General features: G+C 71.3%; 19 protein-coding genes. 9 read left to right on the forward strand and 10 right to left on the reverse strand.

All coding sequences use genetic code 11. From position 1 onward, the window contains the following. Positions 1 to 56 precede the first annotated feature (56 nt). The 8 genes from H4W31_RS00195 to groL form a co-directional block, all read right to left on the reverse strand. A complete protein-coding gene (locus tag H4W31_RS00195) occupies positions 57 to 962 on the reverse strand; it encodes a hypothetical protein (RefSeq protein ID WP_192764769.1) in 906 nt (301 codons plus the stop codon). Between the two features lie 153 nt (positions 963 to 1,115). Then, a complete protein-coding gene (locus H4W31_RS00200) occupies positions 1,116 to 2,993 on the reverse strand; it encodes a GH39 family glycosyl hydrolase (RefSeq protein ID WP_192764770.1) in 1,878 nt (625 codons plus the stop codon). Beyond that, positions 2,990 to 4,600, reverse strand: a complete 1,611-nt coding sequence (locus H4W31_RS00205) for a glucoamylase family protein (protein WP_192764771.1) — start codon at positions 4,598 to 4,600, stop codon at positions 2,990 to 2,992. Before H4W31_RS00205 ends, H4W31_RS00200 begins: the two co-directional genes overlap by 4 nt. A gap of 127 nt (positions 4,601 to 4,727) precedes the next feature. After that, positions 4,728 to 5,576: a carbohydrate ABC transporter permease gene (locus H4W31_RS00210; protein ID WP_192764772.1), complete on the reverse strand. Its 849-nt coding sequence runs from the start codon at positions 5,574 to 5,576 to the stop codon at positions 4,728 to 4,730. A gap of 6 nt (positions 5,577 to 5,582) precedes the next feature. Beyond that, entirely contained in the window at positions 5,583 to 6,557 is a 975-nt protein-coding gene (locus tag H4W31_RS00215) for a carbohydrate ABC transporter permease (protein ID WP_192764773.1), read from the reverse strand. Positions 6,558 to 6,559: 2 nt separating this feature from the next. Next, positions 6,560 to 7,831 (reverse strand): sugar ABC transporter substrate-binding protein, encoded by a 1,272-nt coding sequence (locus H4W31_RS00220; protein ID WP_192764774.1) that lies wholly within the window; start codon positions 7,829 to 7,831, stop codon positions 6,560 to 6,562. Positions 7,832 to 7,875: 44 nt separating this feature from the next. Continuing rightward, the gene (locus H4W31_RS00225; RefSeq protein WP_192764775.1) at positions 7,876 to 8,898 is read right to left on the reverse strand and encodes a LacI family DNA-binding transcriptional regulator; all 1,023 of its coding nucleotides are present in this window, start codon (positions 8,896 to 8,898) and stop codon (positions 7,876 to 7,878) included. A 224-nt stretch (positions 8,899 to 9,122) separates the two neighbouring features. After that, positions 9,123 to 10,694 carry a chaperonin GroEL gene (groL, locus tag H4W31_RS00230; protein WP_192764776.1) on the reverse strand — a complete coding sequence of 524 codons (1,572 nt, stop codon included), beginning with the start codon at positions 10,692 to 10,694 and terminating at the stop codon, positions 9,123 to 9,125. A 362-nt stretch (positions 10,695 to 11,056) separates the two neighbouring features. On the opposite strand from groL, the gene H4W31_RS44070 reads away from it, so the two are divergent. Further along, positions 11,057 to 12,964, forward strand: coding sequence for a carbohydrate-binding domain-containing protein (locus H4W31_RS44070; RefSeq protein WP_192764777.1), 1,908 nt, complete (start codon positions 11,057 to 11,059; stop codon positions 12,962 to 12,964). Positions 12,965 to 13,045: 81 nt separating this feature from the next. Here the strand turns inward: H4W31_RS44070 and H4W31_RS00240 are convergent, their stop codons facing one another. Further along, complete coding sequence (locus H4W31_RS00240; RefSeq protein ID WP_318783693.1) at positions 13,046 to 14,569, reverse strand: DEAD/DEAH box helicase; 1,524 nt, start codon at positions 14,567 to 14,569, stop codon at positions 13,046 to 13,048. Positions 14,570 to 15,008: 439 nt separating this feature from the next. Between H4W31_RS00240 and H4W31_RS00245 the strand changes: the two genes are divergently transcribed. Further along, a complete protein-coding gene (locus tag H4W31_RS00245; RefSeq protein WP_192764779.1) occupies positions 15,009 to 15,176 on the forward strand; it encodes a hypothetical protein in 168 nt (55 codons plus the stop codon). A gap of 163 nt (positions 15,177 to 15,339) precedes the next feature. Here H4W31_RS00245 and H4W31_RS00250 read toward each other — a convergent pair whose 3' ends face one another. Further along, positions 15,340 to 15,429, reverse strand: a complete 90-nt coding sequence (locus H4W31_RS00250) for a MerR family DNA-binding transcriptional regulator (protein WP_225945327.1) — start codon at positions 15,427 to 15,429, stop codon at positions 15,340 to 15,342. Positions 15,430 to 15,488: 59 nt separating this feature from the next. Here H4W31_RS00250 and H4W31_RS00255 point away from each other — a divergent pair, with 59 nt between their 5' ends. The 7 genes from H4W31_RS00255 to H4W31_RS00285 all read left to right on the forward strand — a co-directional run bounded on the left by H4W31_RS00255 (position 15,489) and on the right by H4W31_RS00285 (position 22,470). After that, entirely contained in the window at positions 15,489 to 16,391 is a 903-nt protein-coding gene (locus H4W31_RS00255; protein WP_192764780.1) for an NAD(P)-dependent oxidoreductase, read from the forward strand. Between the two features lie 79 nt (positions 16,392 to 16,470). Further along, a complete protein-coding gene (locus H4W31_RS00260; protein ID WP_318782948.1) occupies positions 16,471 to 16,941 on the forward strand; it encodes an NUDIX hydrolase in 471 nt (156 codons plus the stop codon). A 23-nt stretch (positions 16,942 to 16,964) separates the two neighbouring features. Then, positions 16,965 to 17,441 carry a GNAT family N-acetyltransferase gene (locus tag H4W31_RS00265; protein ID WP_192764781.1) on the forward strand — a complete coding sequence of 159 codons (477 nt, stop codon included), beginning with the start codon at positions 16,965 to 16,967 and terminating at the stop codon, positions 17,439 to 17,441. A gap of 259 nt (positions 17,442 to 17,700) precedes the next feature. Continuing rightward, complete coding sequence (locus tag H4W31_RS00270; RefSeq protein WP_192764782.1) at positions 17,701 to 18,672, forward strand: acetylxylan esterase; 972 nt, start codon at positions 17,701 to 17,703, stop codon at positions 18,670 to 18,672. A gap of 185 nt (positions 18,673 to 18,857) precedes the next feature. Beyond that, positions 18,858 to 20,495 (forward strand): S8 family peptidase, encoded by a 1,638-nt coding sequence (locus H4W31_RS00275; RefSeq protein ID WP_192764783.1) that lies wholly within the window; start codon positions 18,858 to 18,860, stop codon positions 20,493 to 20,495. 23 nt (positions 20,496 to 20,518) lie between these two features. Then, entirely contained in the window at positions 20,519 to 21,880 is a 1,362-nt protein-coding gene (locus H4W31_RS00280; protein WP_192764784.1) for a hypothetical protein, read from the forward strand. Positions 21,881 to 22,068: 188 nt separating this feature from the next. Then, on the forward strand, positions 22,069 to 22,470 hold the full coding sequence (locus H4W31_RS00285; RefSeq protein ID WP_225945328.1) for an ATP-binding protein: 402 nt from the start codon (positions 22,069 to 22,071) through the stop codon (positions 22,468 to 22,470). Positions 22,471 to 22,559 lie beyond the last annotated feature (89 nt).

A 22,559-nucleotide genomic window follows, 5' to 3' on the forward strand; every position in this document is an offset into this window, starting at 1 on the left:
GGTCGGCACCCGCGGGTGCCGGCCGGCCATCGGTGATCCAGGGACATCGGGGCCGGTCAGGTGGCACAGATCGCCTGGGCGACGATGAAGTCCCAGTCCTGGCTGACCGGGGTGTTCTCCACCGCGAACGCCTCGACGTTGTCGAGGGCGTTGGACGGGTACACCACCTGCAGCGACACCCCGCCGGGCGCGGCGTCGGAGATCGCCGCACCCGCGCCGTGCACGCGCGTGCCGGCCGGGCACCGCGCGAACGCGATCTTCTCCGACTCGGAGTCGCCCTGGGTCGACGCGGTGGTGACCACCTGGTAGCCGGCGGGCCGGTTCACGCAGACCGCGTACGCGTCGACGGTCCAGTTACCGGAGTAGCCGTCCGCGTCCTCGTGCGCGCTGGCCCGGAAGATGTCACCGGTGCCGGAGGCACGGGCCACCTGCAACGCGACGTCCCGGCCCGGGTTGACGATCCGGGCACCGCCGCCGATGGCCCGCCTGGTGCCGCAGCCGGCCCGCGCCTCCAACTCGACCGGCGACGAGGTCGCCGGGTTCCGGGTCGTCACCAGGCCGTACCCGGCGAGGCCGGACGGGCTGGCGCAGATGGCGTACGCCTGCACCCACCAGTCACCGGTCATCGCCGCCGTGGTCTCCGAACCCGTGACCACGAAGCCGTCCCGGGTCCCGTCGGTGCGGTGCTCCGGTCGCAGTTCGACCAGCGTCACCTTGGCACTGTCCGCGGCGGCCACCGAGAAGGCCCATCCCCCGCCGCCGGTCACCCACTTGCCCGCCGGGCACTCGGCCCGCACGGTGTGGGTCTGCTGCGAGTCGATCGACGAGAGCGGCGAGGTCACCTTCTCGATGCCGGTCACCGCGGCGGCCGGGGCGGCGCCCACGAGTTGGATGCCGACCTGGGCCGCCAGCACCATCGCGGCAACACTGGCCAGAGCGAACCAGCGATGTGTTCGGTTCATCGTGAATCCCCTTTCGATCCGGGCCATCGGTCGGCCCGGCAACTGCTGACCACAGTCGCGGGCGGGGTTTCGGCGACGTTTCGGTGGCGATGAAATCGCCGCGCCGATGGCGTCGACGCGGCTCCTTCGACCGATCACCGGTAGGGAGTCCGTTCAGCCGGACTCCCCCGGGTCGTCGGCCAGGGGGCGCAGTTCGAGATGGTGGATGCCCGGCATCGGCAACTCCAACTCGACCGTCAGCTCACCGCCGACGGGTTCGACGTACCGGGGCTCCGCCTCGGCGAGCCGGTCCGCCTCGGCCAGCGCCCGCCACTGTGCCTCGTCCGGCCAGTCCGCGCCGCCGCCGAGTTCCCGCCACCGGGCGGCGACGTTGGAGTGACCGGCGTCCACCCGCCACTGCCGCAGCTCGTACCGCTGGCCGGGCAGGCCGGTGACCCGGACGGCCACCCGCCGGTCGAGTTCCGGAGCACCGTCGACCCGGGAGTGGTCCAGGGTGCCGTTCCAGCACAGGACGCCGACCGTGCCGTCGGCGGTACGGGCCGCCCATGCCTCGACCAGGCTCCGGGCGCCGTCGCCGACTCCGGTCACCGGCAGTTCGGTGTCACCGAGCCGTTGCGCCAGCGCCAACGCCCAGAACTTGGGCTTGGCGAGGTTGCCGACGGTCAGCAGGCCGAAGCCGCCATGCAGCAGCCGGGGCGGCCGGCCCAACTCCTCGAAGTGGTCGGAGGCGACCCACGGGGCCAGCGCGTCGATCCGGCGCGACGCCGAGCGCATGCCCCGGAGCAGGAACGTCGCGGCGAAGACCGTGTCGTTGACGTCGCTGCCGTGGGTCGCCGTGACCCCCCACTCGGTCCAGAGCAGCGGCAGATCGGGCCGGCCGTGCGCGGCGGCGAGCGGACGCAGGTCGAGCGGCGGGCTGCCGTAGACGTGGGTGGAGAGGAAGTCGACCGGCGCGTCGACGGCGAGCTGGGCGTCGATCCAACCGACCGCCGCGCTCGCCGGGCCGCCGACCCGGATCTCGGGATCGACCTGCTTCACCGCCGCCGCCGTCGCCCGGTAGAGCTGCCAGTACTCCTCGGGTGAGCCGGCCCAGAAGACCGAGAGGTTGGCCTCGTTCCAGACCTCGAAGAACCAGTGCACGACCTCGGTGCGGCCGTACCGGTCGACGAGGTGGGTCACGGTGGCGCGGACCAGGTCCGCCCAACGGTCCCAGTTCTTCGGCGGGGAGATCACCGCCTGGTAGGCGAAGACCGTACGGGACGGGTCCCGGGCGAGGTCGCGGGGCATGTACCCCAACTCGACGACCGGACGCATGCCCAGTTCCAGCACGGTGTCGTAGACCCGGTCGAGCCGGCTGAAGTCGTACCGGGGTTCGCCGTCCACCTCCCGGTAGATCCCGAGGTCGTCGCCGAGGATCGCGTGCGCCCGTACCGATTCGACACCGAGTTCGTCGTGCGCCCGGCGCAGCGCCTCGCGCAGTTCGGTCCCGATCGGCCGGCCACCGCTCAGGTCGGCGCAGAGCAGGTGGCTGAGGTGTTCCGAGCCGACCATCGCCCGCCAGGGCCGGTGCAGGGGTCCGGTGTCGCCGTCGGCCGCCACCGTCACCCGTACGGCGGGCAGCGCGGCACCCGGTTCGCCGGCCACCGAACCGCCGGGGACCGGTGGGCAGAGTGGACCCATCGCGTTGACGGTGGCGAGCGGCGCCACCGAGTACCAGTACTCCCGACCGGGTTCCCCGGTGGTGTCGGCGTACGGCGGGTGCGGCACCGCCAGCACGTCCCCGCCGCCGTGGTCCACGACCTCGTACGGGCCGGTCGCGACGGTGGCGCGGTGCACGGCGTACCCGATCGCCCCGGGCACCGGATCCCAGTCGACGGTGGTCTGGCCCCGGCCGGCGACAGCGGTGAGCCCGGTCACCGGGGACAGGTCGGCGGCGACCACCTCTCCGGACGCCCGGTCCTGGGCGCCGCCGGTGCCCATCAGCTCGACCCAGCGCTGCCGCGCCTGCTCTGCGAGGTCTCCCACGCTCATCGTCCCTCCCGGGTGGTCGTCGGTGCGGTGGCCGGCTCGCGCCCGATCGGCAGCTCCTGCCGGGCGGGCACGTTGAAGGTCTCCATCGCCAGCAACGGCCGGATCGCCCGCTCGAACTGGGGCGTGACGAACGCCTTCCGGACGTCGTCACCGGCCAGATCGTTACCGAGCGCCCCCATGATCATTCCCTGGTCGAGGGCGAGGTACCGGCGGGCGACGGTGCCGCTGCCGACCGCGACCGCGTCGTAGAAGCCGCCGCTGCCGTAGACGTCGAAGTCGGCGCGGAGTCGGGCCAGGTTCCGTACCGCCTCGCGGGGGGCGTAGCGCAGCGCCAGGAAGACCGCGTGCGGGGTCACCACCCCGTCGCCGTACGACGGCTGCGGACCGGCCGGGCGGCACTCGCCGAACCCGGCGTCGTAGTTGGCGCGTTCCACGTCGGAGGCGTAGCCGAGGGTGTCCATCCCCATCGCGTCCACGCCCCACTCCCGGTACCCGCCGAACGGGTCGGAGGCGGGCGAGAAGCCCCAGTAGCCGTACCGGGCGTCGGTCATCCCGTGCGCGATCTGACCGGCGACGGTGGCCGGGTGGTTACGTCCCCAACTGCGCAGCCCCCAGCGGTCCTCGGGGACGAACAGGTCCGGCATCAGCGCCTCGAACATGTCCCCGCCCCAGCTCGGCACGAACTGGATGCCCTGGTATCGGTACGCGCCCTCGAAGACCGGTACGCCGAGGTGGGAGGTGTGGAAGCCGACCGGCTTCTGCTCGGCCCAGGACCAGTCGCAGGAGTCCGGCAGGGTGCGCCAGGTCGCGAAGTAGTGCTCCGGCGGAATCTGCCCGAAGGCGATGCCGAGGTAGCTGGCGATCCGTGGCTCGGTGACGGTGATGTCGTAGTGGTTGCAGGTGTACCAGACGTCGGGCCCCCGGTCGCGGTAGTTGCCCAGCACCGAGCAGCCGGGCGGGGCGGTGTCCCAGAACCCGCCCCGGATCAGGCCGGGCAGGCCGGCACCCTTGGCGTCCGGGTTGTAGAAAAAGCCGAAGTCCATCGGTGCGAGCACCGCATCGACCTCGCGGCGCAGCTCCGGCAGGGCGCTGCGGGCCACCAGCAGACCGGCGGCGAGCCATCCGTTGTCCACGCTGGACAGGAACGGGGTGACCGGGTTGCCGTCCTCCGGCCAAACGGTCAGCACGTCGCCGCTGCGCGGGTCGTACCAGTTGTAGTACATGCCGGAGTCGGCGTGCATCCGCAGCCGGGCCAGCGTCGCCAGGGTGGCCGCGGCCCGCTTCGTCGCCTCCCGGGTCGAGATGAGCCGCAGGTCGCGGGCGACCACCGTGGACCAGAGGTAACCGCCGATGTTGGTCGGTGAGGTGTAGGTGGAGCGGGTCTCGGCGGCGAGGTCACCGCCGATGTTGTCGGCCGGCAGGCCGGTGCCCGGGTCGACCATGGCGGCCATCGACCGCCAGGTGTCGACGGCGTAGCCGCGCAGCGCGCGCCGGTCGGCGTCGCCGCCGACGGCCGGGCTGTCGTCGCCGGGCGGCGCGGCGGTGGCCGGGACGGTGCCGGGCAGCAGCAGGGCGAGGGCGAGGACGGGTACGAGCAGACGTCGCATGACTCTCCTACGGGGGTCCGGTGTCGCGTGACTTCAGTCCGATCGCGTTGCTTCAGTCCGATCGCTTTGCTTCGGTCCGGTCGCTTTGCTTCGGTCCGGTCGCTTTACTTCAGTTCGGTCGGGCGGCCTATTTCAGTCCGGTCGTGGCGATGCCCCGGAGGAAGTGCCGTTGCAGCACGAGGAAGACCACCAGTGCGGGCAGCACGACGACGACCGCACCGGCGAGCAGCAGGCCGAAATCGATCCGGCCCTGCCCGACGCTGTAGAGCGCGAGCGCCACCGGCAGGGTGTACCGCTCCTCCGTGGTCGCCACGACGAGGGGCCAGAGGAAGTTGTTCCAGGTCGACAGGAAGGTGAGGATGCCGAGCGTGGCCAGCGCCGGGCGGCACAGCGGCAGCACCACCCGCCAGAAGATCCGGAACTCGCCGGCCCCGTCGACCCGGGCCGCCTCGATCAGGTCGTCCGGAATGGAGAGCAGGTACTGCCGCATCAGGAAGACACCGAACGGCCCGGCGAGGAACGGCAGGACCAGCCCGGCGTACGTGTTGACCAGTCCCATGTTGCTGACCAGCACGAACTGTGGCACGAAGGTGACCATCCCGGGCACCATCAGCGTGCCGAGCACCAGCAGGAACAGGGCCCGCCGGCCGGGAAAGCGGAGCTTCGCCAGGGCGTAGCCGAGCAGCGAGCAGAAGAAGAGGTTGCCGGCGGTCACCAGGATCGCCACCAGCGCCGAGTTGGCGAAGAACCGGGGAAAGTCGAGCCGGTCGAAGAGTTCCCGGTAGTTGGCCAGGGTGAACGTTTCCGGCAGCCAGGTCGCCGGCACCTGCCGGATCTCCGGCTCGGGTTTCAGCGAGGAGAGCAGCATCCACAGGAACGGCCCGACGACGGCGAGCAGCCCGGCCACGAGTACGGCGTAGAGCACCGCCCGGGCGATCCGGTCGCGCCCACGCAGTGGAGTCTGGAGGGTGGTCATGGCGGATCAGTCCCTCGAACGGAGTAGCCGGAACTGGAGTACGGAGAGCGCGACGATCGAGACGAAGAGCACGTAGCTCGCCGCCGCCGCGTAGCCGTAGTTGCCGAAGCCGAACTGGTTGTAGATGTGGTACGAGACCGAGAGCGTGGACGACAACGGGCCGCCCCGGGTCATCACGAACGGCTCCTCGAAGAGCTGGAGGTAGCCGATGCCGGTGACCACCGCGCCGAAGAGCAGCGTGGGGCGGAGCAGCGGCAGGGTGACGTACCGGAACTGGTCCCATCGGCTGGCCCCGTCGAGGCGGGCGGCCTCGTACAGGTCGGCCGGGATGGTTTGCAGACCGGCCAGGAAGACCACCATCAGGAAGCCGAAGTTGCGCCAGGCCGCCATCACGGTGATCGACGGCAGTGCCAGCCCGCTGTCGCCGAGCCAGTTCGGGCCGTCGACGCCGACCAGCCGCAGCAGGGCGTTGACCAGTCCGGCCTCCGGGTCGAGCACCAGCCGCCAGACCACCGCGATCGCCACGATGCTGGTCACCACCGGCAGGTAGAAGCCGACCCGGAACAGCCCGCGCAGCCGGATCAGCCCCGAGTTGAGCGCACTGGCGGCGGCGAGCCCGAGCACCATCGTCAACGGCACCCCGACCAGTACGAAGACTCCGGTGTTGAGCGCGGCCCGCAGGAACAGGTCGTCACTGAAGAGCCGGACGTAGTTCGCCAGGCCGACGAAGTCGACGCTCAGCGGCGTACGCAGATCGGTCGAGCGCAGGTCGGTCAGGCTCATCACCAGCGACGCGACCACCGGAATCGCCAGGAAGAGCCCGAACAGCACGGTGAACGGTGCGGCGAAGGCCCAGCCGGTCAACGCCCGACGTCGGCGCTGGCCCCGGGCAGTCGTCGCCGTGGCCGTCCTGCCGGTCTGGGACCTGCCGGTCGGCGCGGCCGGTCCCGTTCCCGGCGTCGTCACGGGAGCCGTCGCCATCGTCAGCCCCCGGTGCCGACGCTGCCGGCCCGCTCCTGCATCGCCTTGACCGCCGCACCCGGGTCCGTGCCGGACTTCGCCACCCGCTCCACCTCGGCGTCGATCACGGCCGCGATCTGCTCCCAGGTGGCCATCGGCGGCGGCGACTTGGCATCCTTGAGCTGCTCACCGAAGGCGGACAGGAACGGGTCACCGGCCAGGCCCGGGTCCTGCCAGCTCTGCTGCACCGCCGGCAGGTCCTTGACGGTCTGGTACCACTTGACCTGCACCTGCGGCCGGCTGAGCCAGGAGACGAACTTCCAGGCGCCGTCGCGGTTCTTCGCGTCCTTGAATACGGCGAGGTCGCTGCCGCCGATGAACGAGGTCGCCGACTTGCGGCGCGGCATCGGCAGTACGCCGAACTTCTCGGTGAAGCCGGCGCCGCCCTGTTCGGCGAGGAGCCCGATGTGCCAGGGGCCGGAAATGAACGCAGCGGTCTTGCCGTCGACGAAGCTCTGCTCCAGCGAGCCCTGTAGGCCGAGGTCGATGGTGGTGGAGAGCTTGTCGGCAAAGAACGACCGGTAGTACGCGGCTGCCTCGGTCAGCTCCGGGGTGTCCAGGGTGAGCCGGTCGCCGTCGACCAGGTTGGCCCCGTTGGACCAGGCGAACGGCAGGAACGACTGCCAGCTTCCGGTGCCACCCGGCTGGAGGTAGAGGCCCGACTCGGCGCCGGCCTTCTGCTTCATTGCCGTGGCGAAGGCGGTCAGCTCCTCCCAACTGCGTGGCAGTTCGGTGATGCCGGCCCGCTGGGCGAGGTCCTTGCGGTAGAAGATCAGCCGGGTCTCGACGTACCAGGGGACGCCGTAGGAGGTGCCGTCCACGACGGTGGTGTCCCAGGCGCCGGGGAAGAAGCTGGCCTTGTCGACCAGGTCGGTCGGGGTGGGATCGAGCGTTCCGGTCTTGGCGAACTCGCCCATCCAGGTGGTGCCGACCATCGACACGTCCGGGGTCTGCTTGCCGGCGATGGCGCTGGCGATCTTCTGGTGCGCGGCGTCCCACGGCACCGCCGTCACGGTCACCTTCGCGTCGGGGTTCTCGGCCATGAAGTCCTGGGCGAAGGCGCCGAGCTTCTCGCCCTCGGTACCCATGGCCCAGACGGTGATCTCGCCGGTGGCCTTGCCGTCGCTGACGGACCGGGCCTCGTCCTGGCCGCCGCCCGAGTCCCGGCCGCAGCCGGCGAGCGCGATCAGTGTCGCGGCCGTGACCGCCACGGCGAGCCGCCGTTGGCTTCTCATCTCGTACCTCCGGGGGGGTGGTTGCGGGTGGTGGGGGTGTCGTCTCAGGAGTCCGGGCAGCCGCAGCTGCGCCGGACGACGAGGCGGGTGGGCAGGACCCGGCGTCGGGCCGGGACGGGCGTGGCGTCCGTGGTTCGTTCGGTGATCCGCTGGTGCAGCCAGCGGGCGGCGACGGCGCCGAGGTCGCGCATCGGCTGCCGGACGGTGGTCAGGCCGGTGAACCGGGCGGCGAGCACGTCGTCCCAACCGGTCACCGCCAGATCCTCGGGTACGCGCAGCCCGGCGGCCTCGGCGGCGAGCCGCGCGCCGAGCGCCACCTCGTCGTTGGCGCAGACGATGGCGTCGGGACGATCGGGTCCGGCGAGCAGTTCGGTGGCGGTGGCCTCGCCGGCCGCCACGTCGAGCGCACACCGCACCGACGCCGGTTCGGGCAGCCCGGCGGTGCGCAGGCCGGTACGGAGCCCGGCGAACCGACCGGCGACGTCATAGGAGCGGTCCGGGTCGCCGAGGAAGGTGAGCCGCCGGTGGCCGTGCGCGGCGAGGTGCGCGGCGAGTTCGGCGGCGGTCCGGTCGTTGCGGGTCCGGATCGTGTCGACGCCCTTGACCGGCTGGCGGGCCAGCAGCACCACGGGCGGCCCGGTGGCGGCGATGTCGCTCACCACGTCGTCCGGCACCGTGTTGCCCATGATCGCCATGCCGTCGACCCGGCGGGCGAGGTCGAGCACCGCCCCGGTGGCGTCGCGACGCCCGGAGGTGGCCAGGATCAGCACGCTGCGGCCGAGTTCGGAGGCGATCTCCTCGTAGCCCAGGACCACTTCGGCGTAGTAGGGGCCGACCAGGTCCGGGAAGACGATCCCGTTGGCCGCGTGCCGGCCCTCGGCAAGGGACCGGCCGAGCTGGTTCGGGGTGAAGTTCAGCTCCTCGACCGCCGCCCTGACCCGGGCCCGGGTCGCCTCGGTGACGAGGCTGGAGTCGCGCAGCGCGCGGGAGACCGTCGCGATGGAGACGCCGGCGTGCCGGGCCACCTCGTAGATGGTGACCGACTTTGGCTTTGAAAGCGCTTTCATTGCCACGACGGCGGCGTTACCCACGCCGGATCGACCACAAACGATGGCGATCCCGCTTTTCTTCATCCGCGTCTTCGGGCATCCGACCACGGGGCAGCCGCGCGCGAGATCGAACAGTTCGATCCGTGGAGTCGGGACCGGCCAGTACGGCGGGCAGCCGTACTGGCCGGTCCCGATCCGGGTCTGACCCGGAGGTCGTCGCCCGGTGATCCGGCGCCGGGTGGTTACGGCTTGTCGGCGATGAGTACCTCGGTGGTGAGGAACAGCGCGGCGATCGAGGCGGCGTTCTGCAACGCCGAACGGGTCACCTTGGCCGGTTCGACGATGCCGGCCTTGATCATGTCGACGTACTCGCCCGTGCTGGCGTTGAGGCCGTGACCGGGGGCGAGTGAGCTGACCTTCGCCACCACCACGGCACCCTCAAGGCCGGCGTTGTCCGCGATCTGCCGCAGCGGCGCGGTCAGCGCGAGGCGCACGATGTTCGCACCGGTGGCCTCGTCATCGACGAGGTCGAGCTTGTCGAAGGCCGTGACGGCAGCGTTGGCCAGGGCCACGCCACCCCCGGGCAGGAGGCCCTCCTCGATGGCGGCCCGGGCGTTGCGGACGGCATCCTCGATGCGGTGCTTGCGCTCCTTGAGTTCCACTTCGGTCGCCGCGCCGACCTTGATCACCGCGATGCCGCCGGCCAGCTTGGCCAGCCGCTCCTGTAGCTTCTCCCGGTCGTAGTCGGAGTCGCTCTTGTCGATCTCGGTACGGAGCTGGGCGACCCGGCCGGCGATCTGCTCCGCGCCACCGGCGCCGTCGACGATGGTGGTCTCGTCCTTGGTGGCGACCACCCTGCGGGCCCGGCCGAGCATGTCGAGGGTGACGTTCTCCAGCGTGAGACCCACCGCGCTGCTGACGACCTGAGCGTCGGTGAGGACGGCGAGATCGGCCAGCATGGCCGTACGGCGGTCACCGAAGCCGGGCGCCTTGACGGCCAGCGACGTGAACGTGCCACGGACCTGGTTGACGATCAGGGTGGCGAGGGCCTCTGCCTCGACGTCCTCGGCGATGATCACCAGCGGCTTGCTCGCCTGACTGACCTTCTCCAGGATCGGGAGCAGGTCGGTCAGGTTTGAGATCTTGTTCTCGACGAGCAGGAGGTACGGATCGTCGAGGACCGTTTCCAGCCGTTCGGTGTCGGTGGCGAAGTACGGCGAGATGTAGCCCTTGTCGAAGCGCATTCCCTCGGTGAGCTCGAGCTCCAGACCGAAGGCGTTGCTCTCCTCGACGGTGACGACGCCTTCCTTACCGACCTTGTCCATCGCCTCCGCGATGAGTTCACCGACACTGGAGTCGCCGGCGGAGATGGACGCCGTGGCCGCGATCTGTTCCCTGGTCTCGACCTCCTGGGCCTGGCCGCGCAGCGCCTCGGTCACCGCGGCCACGGCCTGCTCGATGCCCCGCTTGAGCGCGATCGGGTTCGCCCCGGCGGCGACGTTGCGCAGCCCCTCGCGCACCAGGGCCTGGGCCAGGACGGTGGCGGTCGTGGTGCCGTCGCCGGCCACGTCGTCGGTCTTCTTGGCGACCTCCTTGACCAGTTCGGCACCGAGCTTCTCGTACGGGTCGTCGAGTTCGATCTCCTTGGCGATGCTGACACCGTCGTTGGTGATCGTGGGCGTGCCCCACTTGCTGTCCAGTACGACGTTGCGGCCCCTCGGGCCGAGCGTCACCTTCACCGTGTCGGCGAGGACGTTCATGCCACGCTCGAGCCCACGACGGGCGTCTTCACCGAACACGATCAATTTGGCCATCTGCGTCGTCCTCTATTCGTCGTGCCGGTGATCAGCACCGTTCGGACCGACCTGCGATGACGTACGCGTACGCCCCACCAGAGGGCTCATCCCATTCGGCTGGCACTCGCGCTAGGCGAGTGCTAACTACGGTGTAGCACCCGCCGCCGGAGAGTGCAAGAAAACGAAGATCATCCGTCCCGTCCTCCGCGCCCGGCGGCCCGTCGCCCCGGGGACCTGCCCCGATCGCGCCAGAAGTGCTATACATAGACGAAGCTCGATGAGACCGAGGTCGTGCCCACCGCCCCACCTGGATCGCACCCTCGGCCGGTACCTCGCGATCAGCCCGGTACCTCGTGATCATCTGACCGGACAGGACGGCCATGAAACAGACCACGCGCAGCGGCGCGATCCCTGTCGGGCTCGTGGCGATCCTGCTCGTCAGCGCCGGCCCGGCCCACGCCCACAGCACCGGGTCACCGAACACCGGGGCTCGCACGACCGCGGCCCAGACCGCAGCGCGGGCAGCCGAGGCCGGCAGCACCGCCCACGACACCCGGGGCGGTCCCCCGACGAGCGCGGCCGCGATCGTCCCGATCACGTTGACCGGCGCCAGTGCCACCAGCACCAGCAGCGACGTCACGATCGTCGGCGGCGCCATCACGATCACCGCACCCGGCGAGTACGAGATCACCGGCACCCTTAACGACGGTTACCTGAACGTCGACACCCCGGACCCCGGGGTCGTACGGCTGATCCTCAACGGCGCGTCCCTCGCCAACTCCACCAACTCCCCGCTCCAGGTCGCCGACGCGGAGGAGGTCGTCGTCGTACTGGCCGACGGCTCCAGCAACCGGCTGTCGGACGCGACCCGGTACGTCTACCCCGACCCGGAGACGGACGAGCCGAACGCCGCCCTGTTCAGCAAGGTCGACCTGACCATCACCGGAAACGGGTCCCTGGCCGTACGCGGTAACGCCAACGACGGCATCGCCAGCAAGGACGGCCTGGTCATCGACGCGGGCACGATCGTGGTGGACGCGGTCGACGACGGCATCCGGGGCAAGGACCAGCTGCGGGTCGACGGTGGCAACGTCACCGTGACGGCCGGCGGTGACGGCCTCAAGTCAGACGACACCGAAGCCCCCAACGGCGCGGTGTCGATCACGAACGGTTCGGTGCGGGTCGGCGCGGGCGACGACGCCATCCACGGCGAGAACGCGCTGGACATCTCGGGCGGCACCGTCACCGTCACCAACTCCTTCGAGGCCCTGGAGGCCCTGCGGGTCACGATCAGCGGCGGCACCGTCAACGTCACGGCGAGCGACGACGCGATCAACGCCGTCCAGGAGGGGATCGACGAGTTCGCCGTGGCCCCGAACGCCTCGATCGTGGTCAGCGGCGGCACCGTGCTGGTCAACTCCAGCATCGACGGCTTCGACTCCAACGGCTCGGTCACGTTCTCCGGCGGAACCGTCGTGGTCAACGGCCCGGTCAGCGGCAGTCCCGGTGAGGGTGCGATCGACTCCAACGGCCCGGTCCGGTTCAACGGCGGCACCGTCTTCGCCGCCGGTTCGACGTCGATGGCGGTGATGTCCGTGCCGCCGACCTCCGGCCAGGGCTGGGCCGCCCCCAGATTCAGTGCCAACCAGAGCGCCAACTCGATAGTCCATCTCGTCTCCAACGGCCAGGTACTCGTCTCGTACCGGGCACCGAAGGCGTTCCGGGAGATGGTCTTCTCCTCGAACCGGGTCACCAACGGCCAGAGCTACGAGGTCTACCGGGGCGGCAGCATCAGCGGAACGATCCTCGGTGGCATGTCGACCAGCGGCAGCATCTCCGGCGCGACCCGGGTCATGACCGTCCAGGCCGGTACGTACAGCGGCGGCCTGGTCGGCTGGCCTCCGCCGACCGGTGGCCCCACGCCGCCGCCGACCGGCCCGACCTCACCCCCGCCCACCGGACCTGCGCCCACCGGCGCACCGGCCCGGGGCTGTACGGCGACGTACACGGTCACCAGCCAGTGGTCCGGAGGCTTCCAGGGCGACGTCAGGATCGTGGCCGGCTCGTCGGCAATCAGCGGCTGGCGGGTGACCTGGACGTTCGCCAACGGTCAGACCGTCAGCCAGACCTGGAACGCGACCCTGACCACCAGCGGCTCGACGGTGACCGCCGGCAACGTGTCCCACAACGGCACGCTCGGCGCCGGCGCCAGCACCACCTTCGGCTTCCTCGGATCGTGGAACGGCACCAACACCGCACCCACCACCCTGACCTGCACCGCGTCCTGACGGACGCCCAGGTACGGCTTGACCAGCCGCCCTGGAGCTGATCGCGCGCCGGACCGCGTAGCCGCGGTCACCGGCGCACGGTCAGTGTCGCCCGCGCCGGGTTCCGACCCGGCTTCCGGAGGAGAAGGCCGCCGCGCCACGGGATGCCGCCGGGGCTTCGCCGCCTGCGCCGCCCTGGCCGCCCGAACGACCCGACGCGCCGCCGGCACCCGACGAGGCGGTTCCACGCCCGCCGCGTCCGCCACGGCCGCCCGCCGCCGCGGTCGCGGTACGCCGCTCGCCGGTCGCGGCACGCCGGTCACCGGTCGCCGCGTGACGCTCGCCGGTCGTGCCGCCACGACCCCCGGTCGTGGACCGCCGGCCACCGGCGGCGCGACCCGTCCCGGCGCGGCCACGCCCGTCGGTCGCGGGCGGCGTCGTCAACACCGGAGGTGCGGTGAAGGTGCGCTCGCCCGGAGCGAGTTCGGCGAGCAGCGAGTCACCGGGGCGCAACGGAGTGATCTTCGGGTTGATCCCCGCCTGCCTGGTCAGATCGCGTACGTCGGCCACCTGGTCGTCGGTCATCAGGGTGACGACGATGCCACTCGCGCCGGCCCGCGCGGTCCGCCCCGACCGGTGCAGGTAGGCCTTGTGCTCGGCCGGTGGGTCGGCGTGGATCACCAGCGCCACGTCGTCGACGTGGATTCCCCGTGCGGCGATGTCGGTCGCGACCAGCGTGCCGGCGTGACCGGACGAGAACGCCGCCAGGTTCCGGGTCCGGACGTTCTGCGCCAGGTTGCCGTGCAGTTCGACCGCGGGTACGCCGGAGGCGACCAGTTGGCTGGTCAGCTTCTTCGCACCCCGCTTGGTACGGGTGAACACCAGCGCCCGGCCGGGGGCGGCGGCCAGGTCGATCAGCACCGGCAGCCGGTCGTCGGGGCGTACCCGGAGCACGTGGTGGGTCATCGCGGCGGGCGGGGACGCCGCCGAGTCGACGCTGTGCGTGACCGGCTTGCTGAGGTAGCGACGTACCAGGACGTCGACACCGGAGTCGAGGGTCGCCGAGAAGAGCAGCCGCTGGGAGTCGGCCGGGGTCCGGTCGAGCAGCCGCTTGACCACGGGCAGGAAGCCCAGGTCGGCCATGTGGTCGGCCTCGTCGAGCACCGTGATCTCGATCGCGTCGAGCACGGCGTGGCCGGTCGACACGTGGTCGGCGAGCCGCCCCGGGCAGGCGATCAGGATGTCGACCCCGGCCCGCAGCGCGCTCACCTGTGGCCGGGCGCTCACCCCGCCGAAGACGGTCAGGGTACGCAGGGACAGCTCGGCGGCCAGCGGCGCGATCGTCGCCTCGATCTGGGTGGCCAGTTCCCGGGTGGGCGCCAGGATCAGCGCGCGCGGCCGACCGGGTCGGCGCGACGTCGGCGGGGTGGCCGCGAGCCGGGCGAGCACCGGAAGGGCGAACGCGTACGTCTTGCCCGAGCCGGTCCGGCCACGGCCGAGCAGGTCACGCCCGGCCAGCGCGTCCGGGAGCGTCGCGGCCTGGATCGGGAACGGCGCGTTGATGCCGACCCGGCCGAGCGCGGCGACGAGCGCGGCGGGTACGCCGAGATCGGCGAAACTGGCCACCGTCTGGTCCCCGGCCGCAGCCTGGTCCCCGGCCACCGGCTGGGTGGCGGAACCGTTCACCGGCGCGGTGGCGGAAGTGGTGGATGGGACAGAAGTCGTCTTGCGGGGGCGGCGTGCCGCCATCGGGTCTCCGAACCTGGAAGGGGTCGGTCCGTATCCGGCGCTGACCGTTCGGTCGCGGGCGCGGGGAGGCCGACATCAAACGCAGGCCGTGACCGGAGCCAGGGGCTGCGGAACCAAGTCTACCCGCACCCGATCTCCGCCCGTGCACCATAGTCAACCAACGGTTCGGGGTACGCTGGCGGCGCGATCGGAACCGAGGGTGTCCCGGCCACGGCCGGATCCAGCCCGGTCGCTTTCCGCCCCCGTTCGCGTCTGCCGGAGGGTGAGCGGCGCATCCGCGCAAATCCCTGAAGCAGACGCAGCCCTGGAGCAGATCTTGACCCATGTCACGGCGCCGCACTCGAACCTCTTCGTCGACCCTTCGAAGGTGGACCCGAACGAGGAAGAGCGGCCGACCACCGACGTGAGCCGGGCCGCCATGAGCCGACTCCGTACCCCGTTCGAGGTCGACAACACCGACCGGGAGACCCAACGGGGCGAATAGCGCCCACCGGTAGCCCTTTCCGGCGCCTGCCGACGGCGGCGCCGATCCGGCTCGGCCCGGCGGCCGGAGCAGCAGCACGAGCCGCCGGGCCCCGGTACGCGTACCTCGACCGGAGCCGGTCGGCCTACGGCAGGCGCACCTCGGCCGGGACCGATCAGCGAGGTCAGGTTGGCCGGAGGAGTCCCTGCTGCTCGTAGTAGCACAGCGACCGCTCGCTGACCCCGGTCCGCCGGGAGAACTCCCCGATCCGCATCTGACCTCCGAAATGACAAGCTGGCTCTGACACCGGTGTCAAGGTCTAACTTAGCCGGCATGACGACGCGATCGATCAAGGGCGATCCGGCCCCCGTGACGGTGCTCGGCCTGGGCCCGATGGGGCAGGCGCTGGCCGCCGCCTTCCTGGCCGGCGGACACGACACGACGGTGTGGAACCGGACCGCCGCCCGAGCCGAGATTCTCGCCACCCGTGGCGCGACGGCCGCGGCGACCCCGGCCGACGCGGCCGGCGCCAGCCCGCTGGTGGTCGTCTGCGTCCGCGACTACGCCGCCGTACGCGCGATCCTGGCCGACGCCGGAGACGCACTGAAGGGTCGAACCCTGGTCAACCTCACCGCCGACGCCCCGGACCGGGCTCGCGAGTTGGCGGACTGGGCCGCCGAACGGGGTGTCGACTACCTGGACGGGTCCATCATGAGTCCGGTCGAGACGATCGGCGGTCCCCAGGCGGTGGTGCTGTACAGCGGGCCGGAGCCGGTCTACCAGGCGCACCGGTCGAGCCTGGCGAGCCTCGGCGGCACCCCCAGCTACCTCGGCGCGGACCCCGGGCGGGCGGCGGCGTACGACGTGGCCCTGCTCGATCTCTTCTGGACCACCATGAGCGGCTACGCGCACGCCCTGGCGCTGGCCCGTACCCAGGGGATCGCGGCGCGGGATCTCGCGCCGTACGCCCTCGGGATCGTGGGGCTGATGGGCGGAATCATCCCCGAGTTCGCGGCCGAAGTGGACGAGAGCCGCCATCCCGGGGACGACGCCACGCTCGTCTCGGCCGTCGCCGGAATGGACCACGTCATCCACGCCGCGCGGGCCCAGCGCCTCGACGTCGGCGTGCTGGCCGCCGCCCGCGCGGTGGCCGGCCGGGCCCTCGCCGAGGGGTACGGCGAGGATTCCTTCTCCCGCCTCACCGACGTACTGCTCCGGTCGGCCGCCCACCGGTGAGCCGCCGGACGCGTCACCGGTGAGAGGTAGCCGTCGATGCGCATCGTGTTCGGTCGATGACAGGGCTACGCTGCCGTTCGTGACGGCTTCCGAGATGCCTCCCGTGGCCACCCCGAACGTCGCCGCCGGTGCCCTCTTCTTCGACGCCGAGGGCCGCGTGCTCCTCGTACGTCCCGCGTACCGGGAGCACTGGGACATCCCCGGCGGCTGCGCCGAGCCCGGCGAGTCGCCACGCGCCGCCTGCGTACGGGAGATCCAGGAGGAACTCGGCCTCACCGTCGACGTCGGCCCGATCCTGGTGGTCGACTGGGCGCCCGACGACGACAAGGAGGACTGGCTGCTCTTCGTCTTCGACGCGGGACCGCTCGACGGCGACAGTCAACGCCGGATCGCGTTCGTCGACGGCGAGATCACCGAATGGCGTTTCGTCGCCGCCGAGGACCTCGACGCGTACGGGCCCGGCCGGCTCGTCCGCCGGATTCTCACCGCCGTGGCGGCGAAGACCGGGGAGCGGTGCGCCTACGCCGAAAATGGAACAGCACCGGTCTGAATCCCGGCGGTAGGGTGCCGGCCATGCCGCTGCCACTCCGTCTGGAGAAGATCACCCCGGGCAATGTCCTCGCCGCATGCCAACTCAGGATCCGGCCCGAACAGGAAGGGCTGGCCGCTCCGGTCGCGCAGTCACTGGCCGAGGCGTACGCACAACCCGAGATCGCCTGGCCCCGGCTGATCGTCGACGGAGAAGAACCCGTCGGCTTCGTCATGGGATTCTTCATGGTCCGCCTCGATCCGGACGATCCGGCGGACCGGCTCCGCTCCGGGATCTGGCGACTGAACATCGCCGCCGACAAGCAGGGCCGGGGGTACGGCCGCTTCGCCGTACTGGCCGTGTCCGAGGAGATCCGGCGGCGTGGTCAGAGCCGTGCCACGGTGACCTGGGTCCCCGGTGAGCATGGGCCCGAACGGTTCTACCTGCGGCTCGGCTTCCGGTTGACCGGAGAGCAGATCGGCGACGAGGTCGTCGGCGAGCTGGACCTGCCCGAAGCCTGAGCGTATTCGTCGTTGGCCTGCTGTCACACCCGTTCCGGTGACGTCTCGCCGGCCGCCGCGCACTCACCCGGCCCGGGCCCTCGCCGGCAGATCAGAAGTTGAGTGCCTACGGTCACAGGAGCGATGGACGGTGGCCGGGTCACCCAGGCGCTACCCTCCGGCCACGGACCACCGGCGCGACGCCGGGCCACCCCACCGGGCTGCGCGTCGGGCCGGTCACCAGGCGTGACGCCCAGCCGCGAAACGAAAGGAACGGGCCATGCTTGTCGACTGGCCACTGGACCGGTTGCGCGACTACCTGCCCGATCGGGACGAGCCAACCGACTTCGACGACTTCTGGGCCGACACGCTGCACCAGGCACGGGACGCCGGCAGTGCCGCCGAGTTCACCCCGTACGACGCCGGGTTGTCCACAGTAGACGTGTTCGACGTCACGTTCTCCGGATTCGCCGGTCAACCCGTACGCGGCTGGTTCCTGCTCCCCCGGCACAGCACCGGCCCACTGCCCTGCGTCGTCGACTACATCGGGTACGGCGGCGGGCGCGGCCTCCCGCACGAGTGGCTGACCTGGAGCGCCGCCGGCTACGCCCATCTAGTGATGGACACCCGGGGCCAGGGCAGCAACGGTTACCTGGTCGGCGACACCCCCGATCCGGATCCCGTCGGCCTGCCCCAGACCCCCGGCTTCATGACCCGCGGGCTCACCCACCCCCGGGCGTACTACTACCGGCGGGTCTTCACCGACGCCGTCCGGGCCGTGGACACCGCCCGGGCCCATCCCCGGGTCGATCCGGACCGGGTGGTGGTGGCCGGTACCAGCCAGGGCGGCGGGATCAGCATCGCCGTCGCCGGCCTGGTCGACGGGCTCGCGGCGGTACTGCCCAACGTGCCGTTCCTCTGCCACTACCGGCGGGCCACCGAGATCACCGACGCGCTGCCGTACCAGGAACTGGTGACGTACCTGAAGACGCACCGGGGCGATGTCGAGCAGGCGTTCCGGACGCTGAGCTACTTCGACGGGGTGAACTTCGCCAGCCGGGCCACCGCCCCGGCACTCTTCTCCGTCGCCCTGATGGACGCCGTCTGCCCGCCGTCGACGGTCTTCGCCGCGTACAACCACTATGCGGTGGAGCAGAAGGAGATCACGGTGTGGCCGTACAACGGTCACGAGGGTGGCGCGGGATTCCAGTTCCCCCGGCAGGTCGAACTGCTCCGCCAACTGTTCGGCTGACCCGGCGTACGTCGGCCGCCGCCGGCCCTGTCGGCGGCGGCCGGGCAGCGGCGGCGGCGCCCGGACGGCGGCGGCCGGGCCGCACTCCGGGTCAGGGGTCGAGCCGGACTGTCAGATCCACGTCCGCCACTTCCCTCCGACCCCGGCTACGGAAACGATGGTCCAGAAGTCACGAAAGGGATTCCATGGACCAGGACAATGCCGACCCGGGGCGCCCGGCGGAGCCGCTGCCCGCCGAGTTCGGATCGGCCAAGCAGAACGCGTACGGCGGCGACCGGGCCGATCCGCTGTCGCCGGTACCCACCTCCCCCAGTCTGGTCACCGACTCGGTGATCGCCCGGCCCCTTCAGGAGCGGATGCGGGAGTCGGGCAACGAGCCGATCGGCGTGGTGATCGAGCTGCGTACCCGGCATCCGGGCGGGGTGCCACGGGCCCAGTCCCGGGTCCGCGAACTCATCGTGCAGGTCGCCGGCGCCAGCACTCCGGTCTGGCCGATCGGCTCGTACGTCAGCAGCGCCCTCACCGCCACCCAGATTCGGGCCCTGGTGGCCGCCGACGCCACCGACGCGGCCGACGCGGACGCCGATGCCGAGGCGGAGGCCGAAGTGGACGGTGGGACCGGCACCCGCCCGGGTCGGACCGTCGAGGAGGTGGCACCGCCGGCCGTCAGCGGTCCCGCCCAGCGCTGGTCCATCCACCGGATCTGGCCCAACTTCGAGGTCCAGCCGCTGATCCACCGCTCGGTGGTGACCACCAAGTGCCAGGCGGCGCACCGCGCCTTCAACGCGTACGGCCAGGACCTGGTCTGGGCGGTGCTCGACTCCGGCATCGACGCCGCCCATCCGCACTTCCACCGGCACGACAACCTGGGTCTGGCCGCGCCGCTGGCCCACCGGTCCTTCATCTTCGGTACCAGCGATGACCAGGCGGTCGTCGATCTCGCCGGTCACGGCACCCACGTGGCCGGGATCCTGGCCGGTGAGCAGATCGTCGACGACTCCGCCCCGCCGCTGACGGCGGCCACCTGGTACCAACCGGACGCCGGGGACACCCGCTGCGAGCGGGTCCACCTGCGGACGATCAGCGGGATGGCACCGCGCTGCAAGCTGCTCTCCTGCAAGATCCTCCGGGACGACGGCTCCGGGGACATGGCCGCCGTGCTGGCGGCACTGGAGTACATCCAGGAACTCAACGATCATGGCCGTGAGCTGCTCGTACACGGGGTGAACCTGTCGGTCGGCTACCCGTTCGACCCGACCTGGTTCGCCACCGGACTCAGCCCGATCTGCCGCGAGGTCGACCGGTTGGTGCAGTCCGGCGTCGTCGTGGTGGTCGCGGCCGGCAACACCGGGTACGGCTACGTCATCGACGCCGGCGGACGGCGGATGCGGACGGCGTTCGACCTGACCATCAACGATCCGGGCAACGCCGAACTGGCCATCACGGTGGGCGCGACGTCCTGCCGGCCACACGCCTCGGGCGTCTCCTACTTCTCCTCGAAGGGGCCCACCGGCGACGGCCGGGCCAAGCCGGACCTGGTGGCGCCGGGCGAGCGGGTGATCAGCGCCGGTACCGGCAGGTTGCTGGAGCGTGCGCTGGCCGGTGTCCCCGAGGCGACGTACGTGGAGAACTCCGGCACCTCGATGGCCGCTCCGCACGTGTCCGGGGTCGCGGCGGCCTTCATGTCGGTGCACCAGGAGTTCATCGGACAACCACACCGGGTCAAACGCGCACTGCTCGAGTCCGCGACCAGCCTCGGCCGGGACCGCTCGTTCCAGGGCTACGGACTCGTCGACGCGATGCGCGCCCTGCAATCGGTCTGATCCATTCGGGATGGAGTACTGAGATGCAGTTTCCGTACGCGGAGGTGGAGATCGAGTCCACCGGAGCGATCCATGACGAGAACCAGCGGCGGGCGGCGTTGGACCTGGTCGCCGCCGCGGGGGTGACCGACGTCCTCGTCCTCTGCCACGGCTGGAACAACGACATACCGCAGGCCCGACGGCTCTACGTCCGGCTGACCGACAACATGGCGGCGGTACGCTCCGCGGTCCCGTCGGCGGCGTCCCGGTCCCTGGCCGTGATCGGCGTACTCTGGCCGTCGATCCGCTGGTCCGACGAGGACGAGGTGGCCGGCGGCGGTGCCGGGTTCGGCGACGAGGCCGCCGCGCTGACCGGGGCGATCGCGGAACGGATCGAGGATCCGGCCAGGGCGGCACTGCTCAGCCGGCTCGTGCCGAAGCTGAGCGAATCCGCCCAGGCCCGGCGGGAGTTCCTCGACGCCCTGCGCGAGCAGCTGCCGAGCGCGGCGGCCACCCCGAGCACCGGAGGCGGTGCCGAGGTGGACGAGGATCCGCCGCCGGAAGCGTTCCTCGACGGCGACCCGGAGGAGGTCTTCGCGGAGGCGGGCGGCCCCGAGGTCGACTTCGGCCTGCCCGAGCGGTCCGGCGGGGCGGCCGGGTTCGACGTCGTACCGGGCGGGGTCGACGTCGTACCGGGCGGGGTCGACGTCGTACCGGGCGGGGTCGGGGTGCCGTCCGGTGGGGCGGCCGGGTTCGACTTCGGCCTCGACGACATGCTGCGTCGGGCGCGCGGCCTGCTGAACATCACCACCTACTACACGATGAAGGACAGGGCCGGGCAGGTCGGCTCCGGCGGCATCGCCGCACTGCTGTCCGCGCTGGCCGCGGCGGCTCCGCAGGCCCGGCTGCACCTGGCCGGCCATTCGTTCGGCGCCCGGGCGGTCTCGGCCGCCGCCGTACGGCACCCGAGCCTGCACTCGTGCACCCTGTTGCAGGGCGCGTTCAGCCACCACGGCTTCGCCGTCAACTTCAACGGCCGGGGCGAGAACGGCTTCTTCCGGCCGCTGCTGGCCAGCGGAAAGTTGACCGGGCCGCTGCTGATCACGCACACCGTCAACGACCGCGCGATCGGCCTGGCGTACGCCGCCGCCTCCCGGCTGGCCCGGCACGCGGGTGCCGGGCTGGGTGACGCGAACGACCCGTACGGCGGGCTGGGCCGCAACGGTGCGCTGAAGACACCGGAGGTGGTCCAGCCGCAGGGTGAACTCCTGGACGTCGGGGGCGCCTACCATTTCCAGGCCGGCCGGGTGCACAACCTGCGGGCGGACTCCTTCGTCCGGTCGCACGGCGATGTCAGCGGCCGACAGACTGCTTACGCACTGTTGAGTGCTATTAACACTGCGTAGTCATCGGCGTCGGTGACCGGTCACCGAGGGTGGGAATCGGTCGCCGACCCAGGATGGCCCGGCCGTACGCGGTTGACATCGCCGCCGCTGGGTACCGTCCGCTGTACCCTGACGGGTCCGGTGACCTTGGAGGCGCCATGACGGACGGTCCGTTGCACGATCAACGGACGGATACTCAGCATGGCCCGATGTTGTTCCAGGACGACTTTGACGGCGTGCGGGTCGCCGACGTACGCCGGACACTCACCGAGTGTCTCCACGCGGCCGGATTGGGCGGGCCCCGGCTCGACGACTTCGTGACCGCGATCAACGAGGCGATGACCAACGCCGTACGGCATGGCGGCGGCTGGGGCGAGGTGCGGCTGTGGCGGGCGGAGCACCTGGTGTGCGAGGTCCGGGACCGTGGCCCCGGCCTCGCCGATCCGTTGACCGTTCCCCGCGCCCGTCCCCGGCCGTCCGCGAACGGCGGGATGGGGCTCTGGCTGGCCCGGGAACTCGCCGACTCGATCGATGTCCGGAGCGATGCCGAGGGCGTCCGGGTACGCCTCACCATGACTCCCGAGCCCAGCACCGACGCCGACCCGAGCTGACCGGTACGGACGGGGTCGGGTAACCGGGCGGCCAGCCGATGTTCGTTTGACCTCGATCATCTCCGGCGGAAGTCTGACGGGTGTTTCCC

It is taken from the genome of Plantactinospora soyae (assembly GCF_014874095.1).
Taxonomy (GTDB): Bacteria; Actinomycetota; Actinomycetes; order Mycobacteriales; family Micromonosporaceae; genus Plantactinospora; species Plantactinospora soyae.

Bases quoted from the DNA above. Each gene is read 5' to 3' on its own strand.
- H4W31_RS00275 (WP_192764783.1), top strand. From the start codon at position 18,858: ATGGACCAGGACAATGCCGACCCGGGGCGCCCGGCGGAGCCGCTGCCC.
- H4W31_RS00215 (WP_192764773.1), bottom strand. From the start codon at position 6,557: ATGGCGACGGCTCCCGTGACGACGCCGGGAACGGGACCGGCCGCGCCG.
- H4W31_RS00265 (WP_192764781.1), top strand. From the start codon at position 16,965: ATGCCGCTGCCACTCCGTCTGGAGAAGATCACCCCGGGCAATGTCCTC.
- H4W31_RS00220 (WP_192764774.1), bottom strand. From the start codon at position 7,831: ATGAGAAGCCAACGGCGGCTCGCCGTGGCGGTCACGGCCGCGACACTG.
- H4W31_RS44070 (WP_192764777.1), top strand. From the start codon at position 11,057: ATGAAACAGACCACGCGCAGCGGCGCGATCCCTGTCGGGCTCGTGGCG.
- H4W31_RS00205 (WP_192764771.1), bottom strand. From the start codon at position 4,600: ATGCGACGTCTGCTCGTACCCGTCCTCGCCCTCGCCCTGCTGCTGCCC.
- groL (WP_192764776.1), bottom strand. From the start codon at position 10,694: ATGGCCAAATTGATCGTGTTCGGTGAAGACGCCCGTCGTGGGCTCGAG.
- H4W31_RS00285 (WP_225945328.1), top strand. From the start codon at position 22,069: ATGTTGTTCCAGGACGACTTTGACGGCGTGCGGGTCGCCGACGTACGC.
- H4W31_RS00195 (WP_192764769.1), bottom strand. From the start codon at position 962: ATGAACCGAACACATCGCTGGTTCGCTCTGGCCAGTGTTGCCGCGATG.
- H4W31_RS00255 (WP_192764780.1), top strand. From the start codon at position 15,489: ATGACGACGCGATCGATCAAGGGCGATCCGGCCCCCGTGACGGTGCTC.
- H4W31_RS00270 (WP_192764782.1), top strand. From the start codon at position 17,701: ATGCTTGTCGACTGGCCACTGGACCGGTTGCGCGACTACCTGCCCGAT.
- H4W31_RS00250 (WP_225945327.1), bottom strand. From the start codon at position 15,429: ATGCGGATCGGGGAGTTCTCCCGGCGGACCGGGGTCAGCGAGCGGTCG.
- H4W31_RS00210 (WP_192764772.1), bottom strand. From the start codon at position 5,576: ATGACCACCCTCCAGACTCCACTGCGTGGGCGCGACCGGATCGCCCGG.
- H4W31_RS00200 (WP_192764770.1), bottom strand. From the start codon at position 2,993: ATGAGCGTGGGAGACCTCGCAGAGCAGGCGCGGCAGCGCTGGGTCGAG.
- H4W31_RS00280 (WP_192764784.1), top strand. From the start codon at position 20,519: ATGCAGTTTCCGTACGCGGAGGTGGAGATCGAGTCCACCGGAGCGATC.
- H4W31_RS00225 (WP_192764775.1), bottom strand. From the start codon at position 8,898: ATGAAAGCGCTTTCAAAGCCAAAGTCGGTCACCATCTACGAGGTGGCC.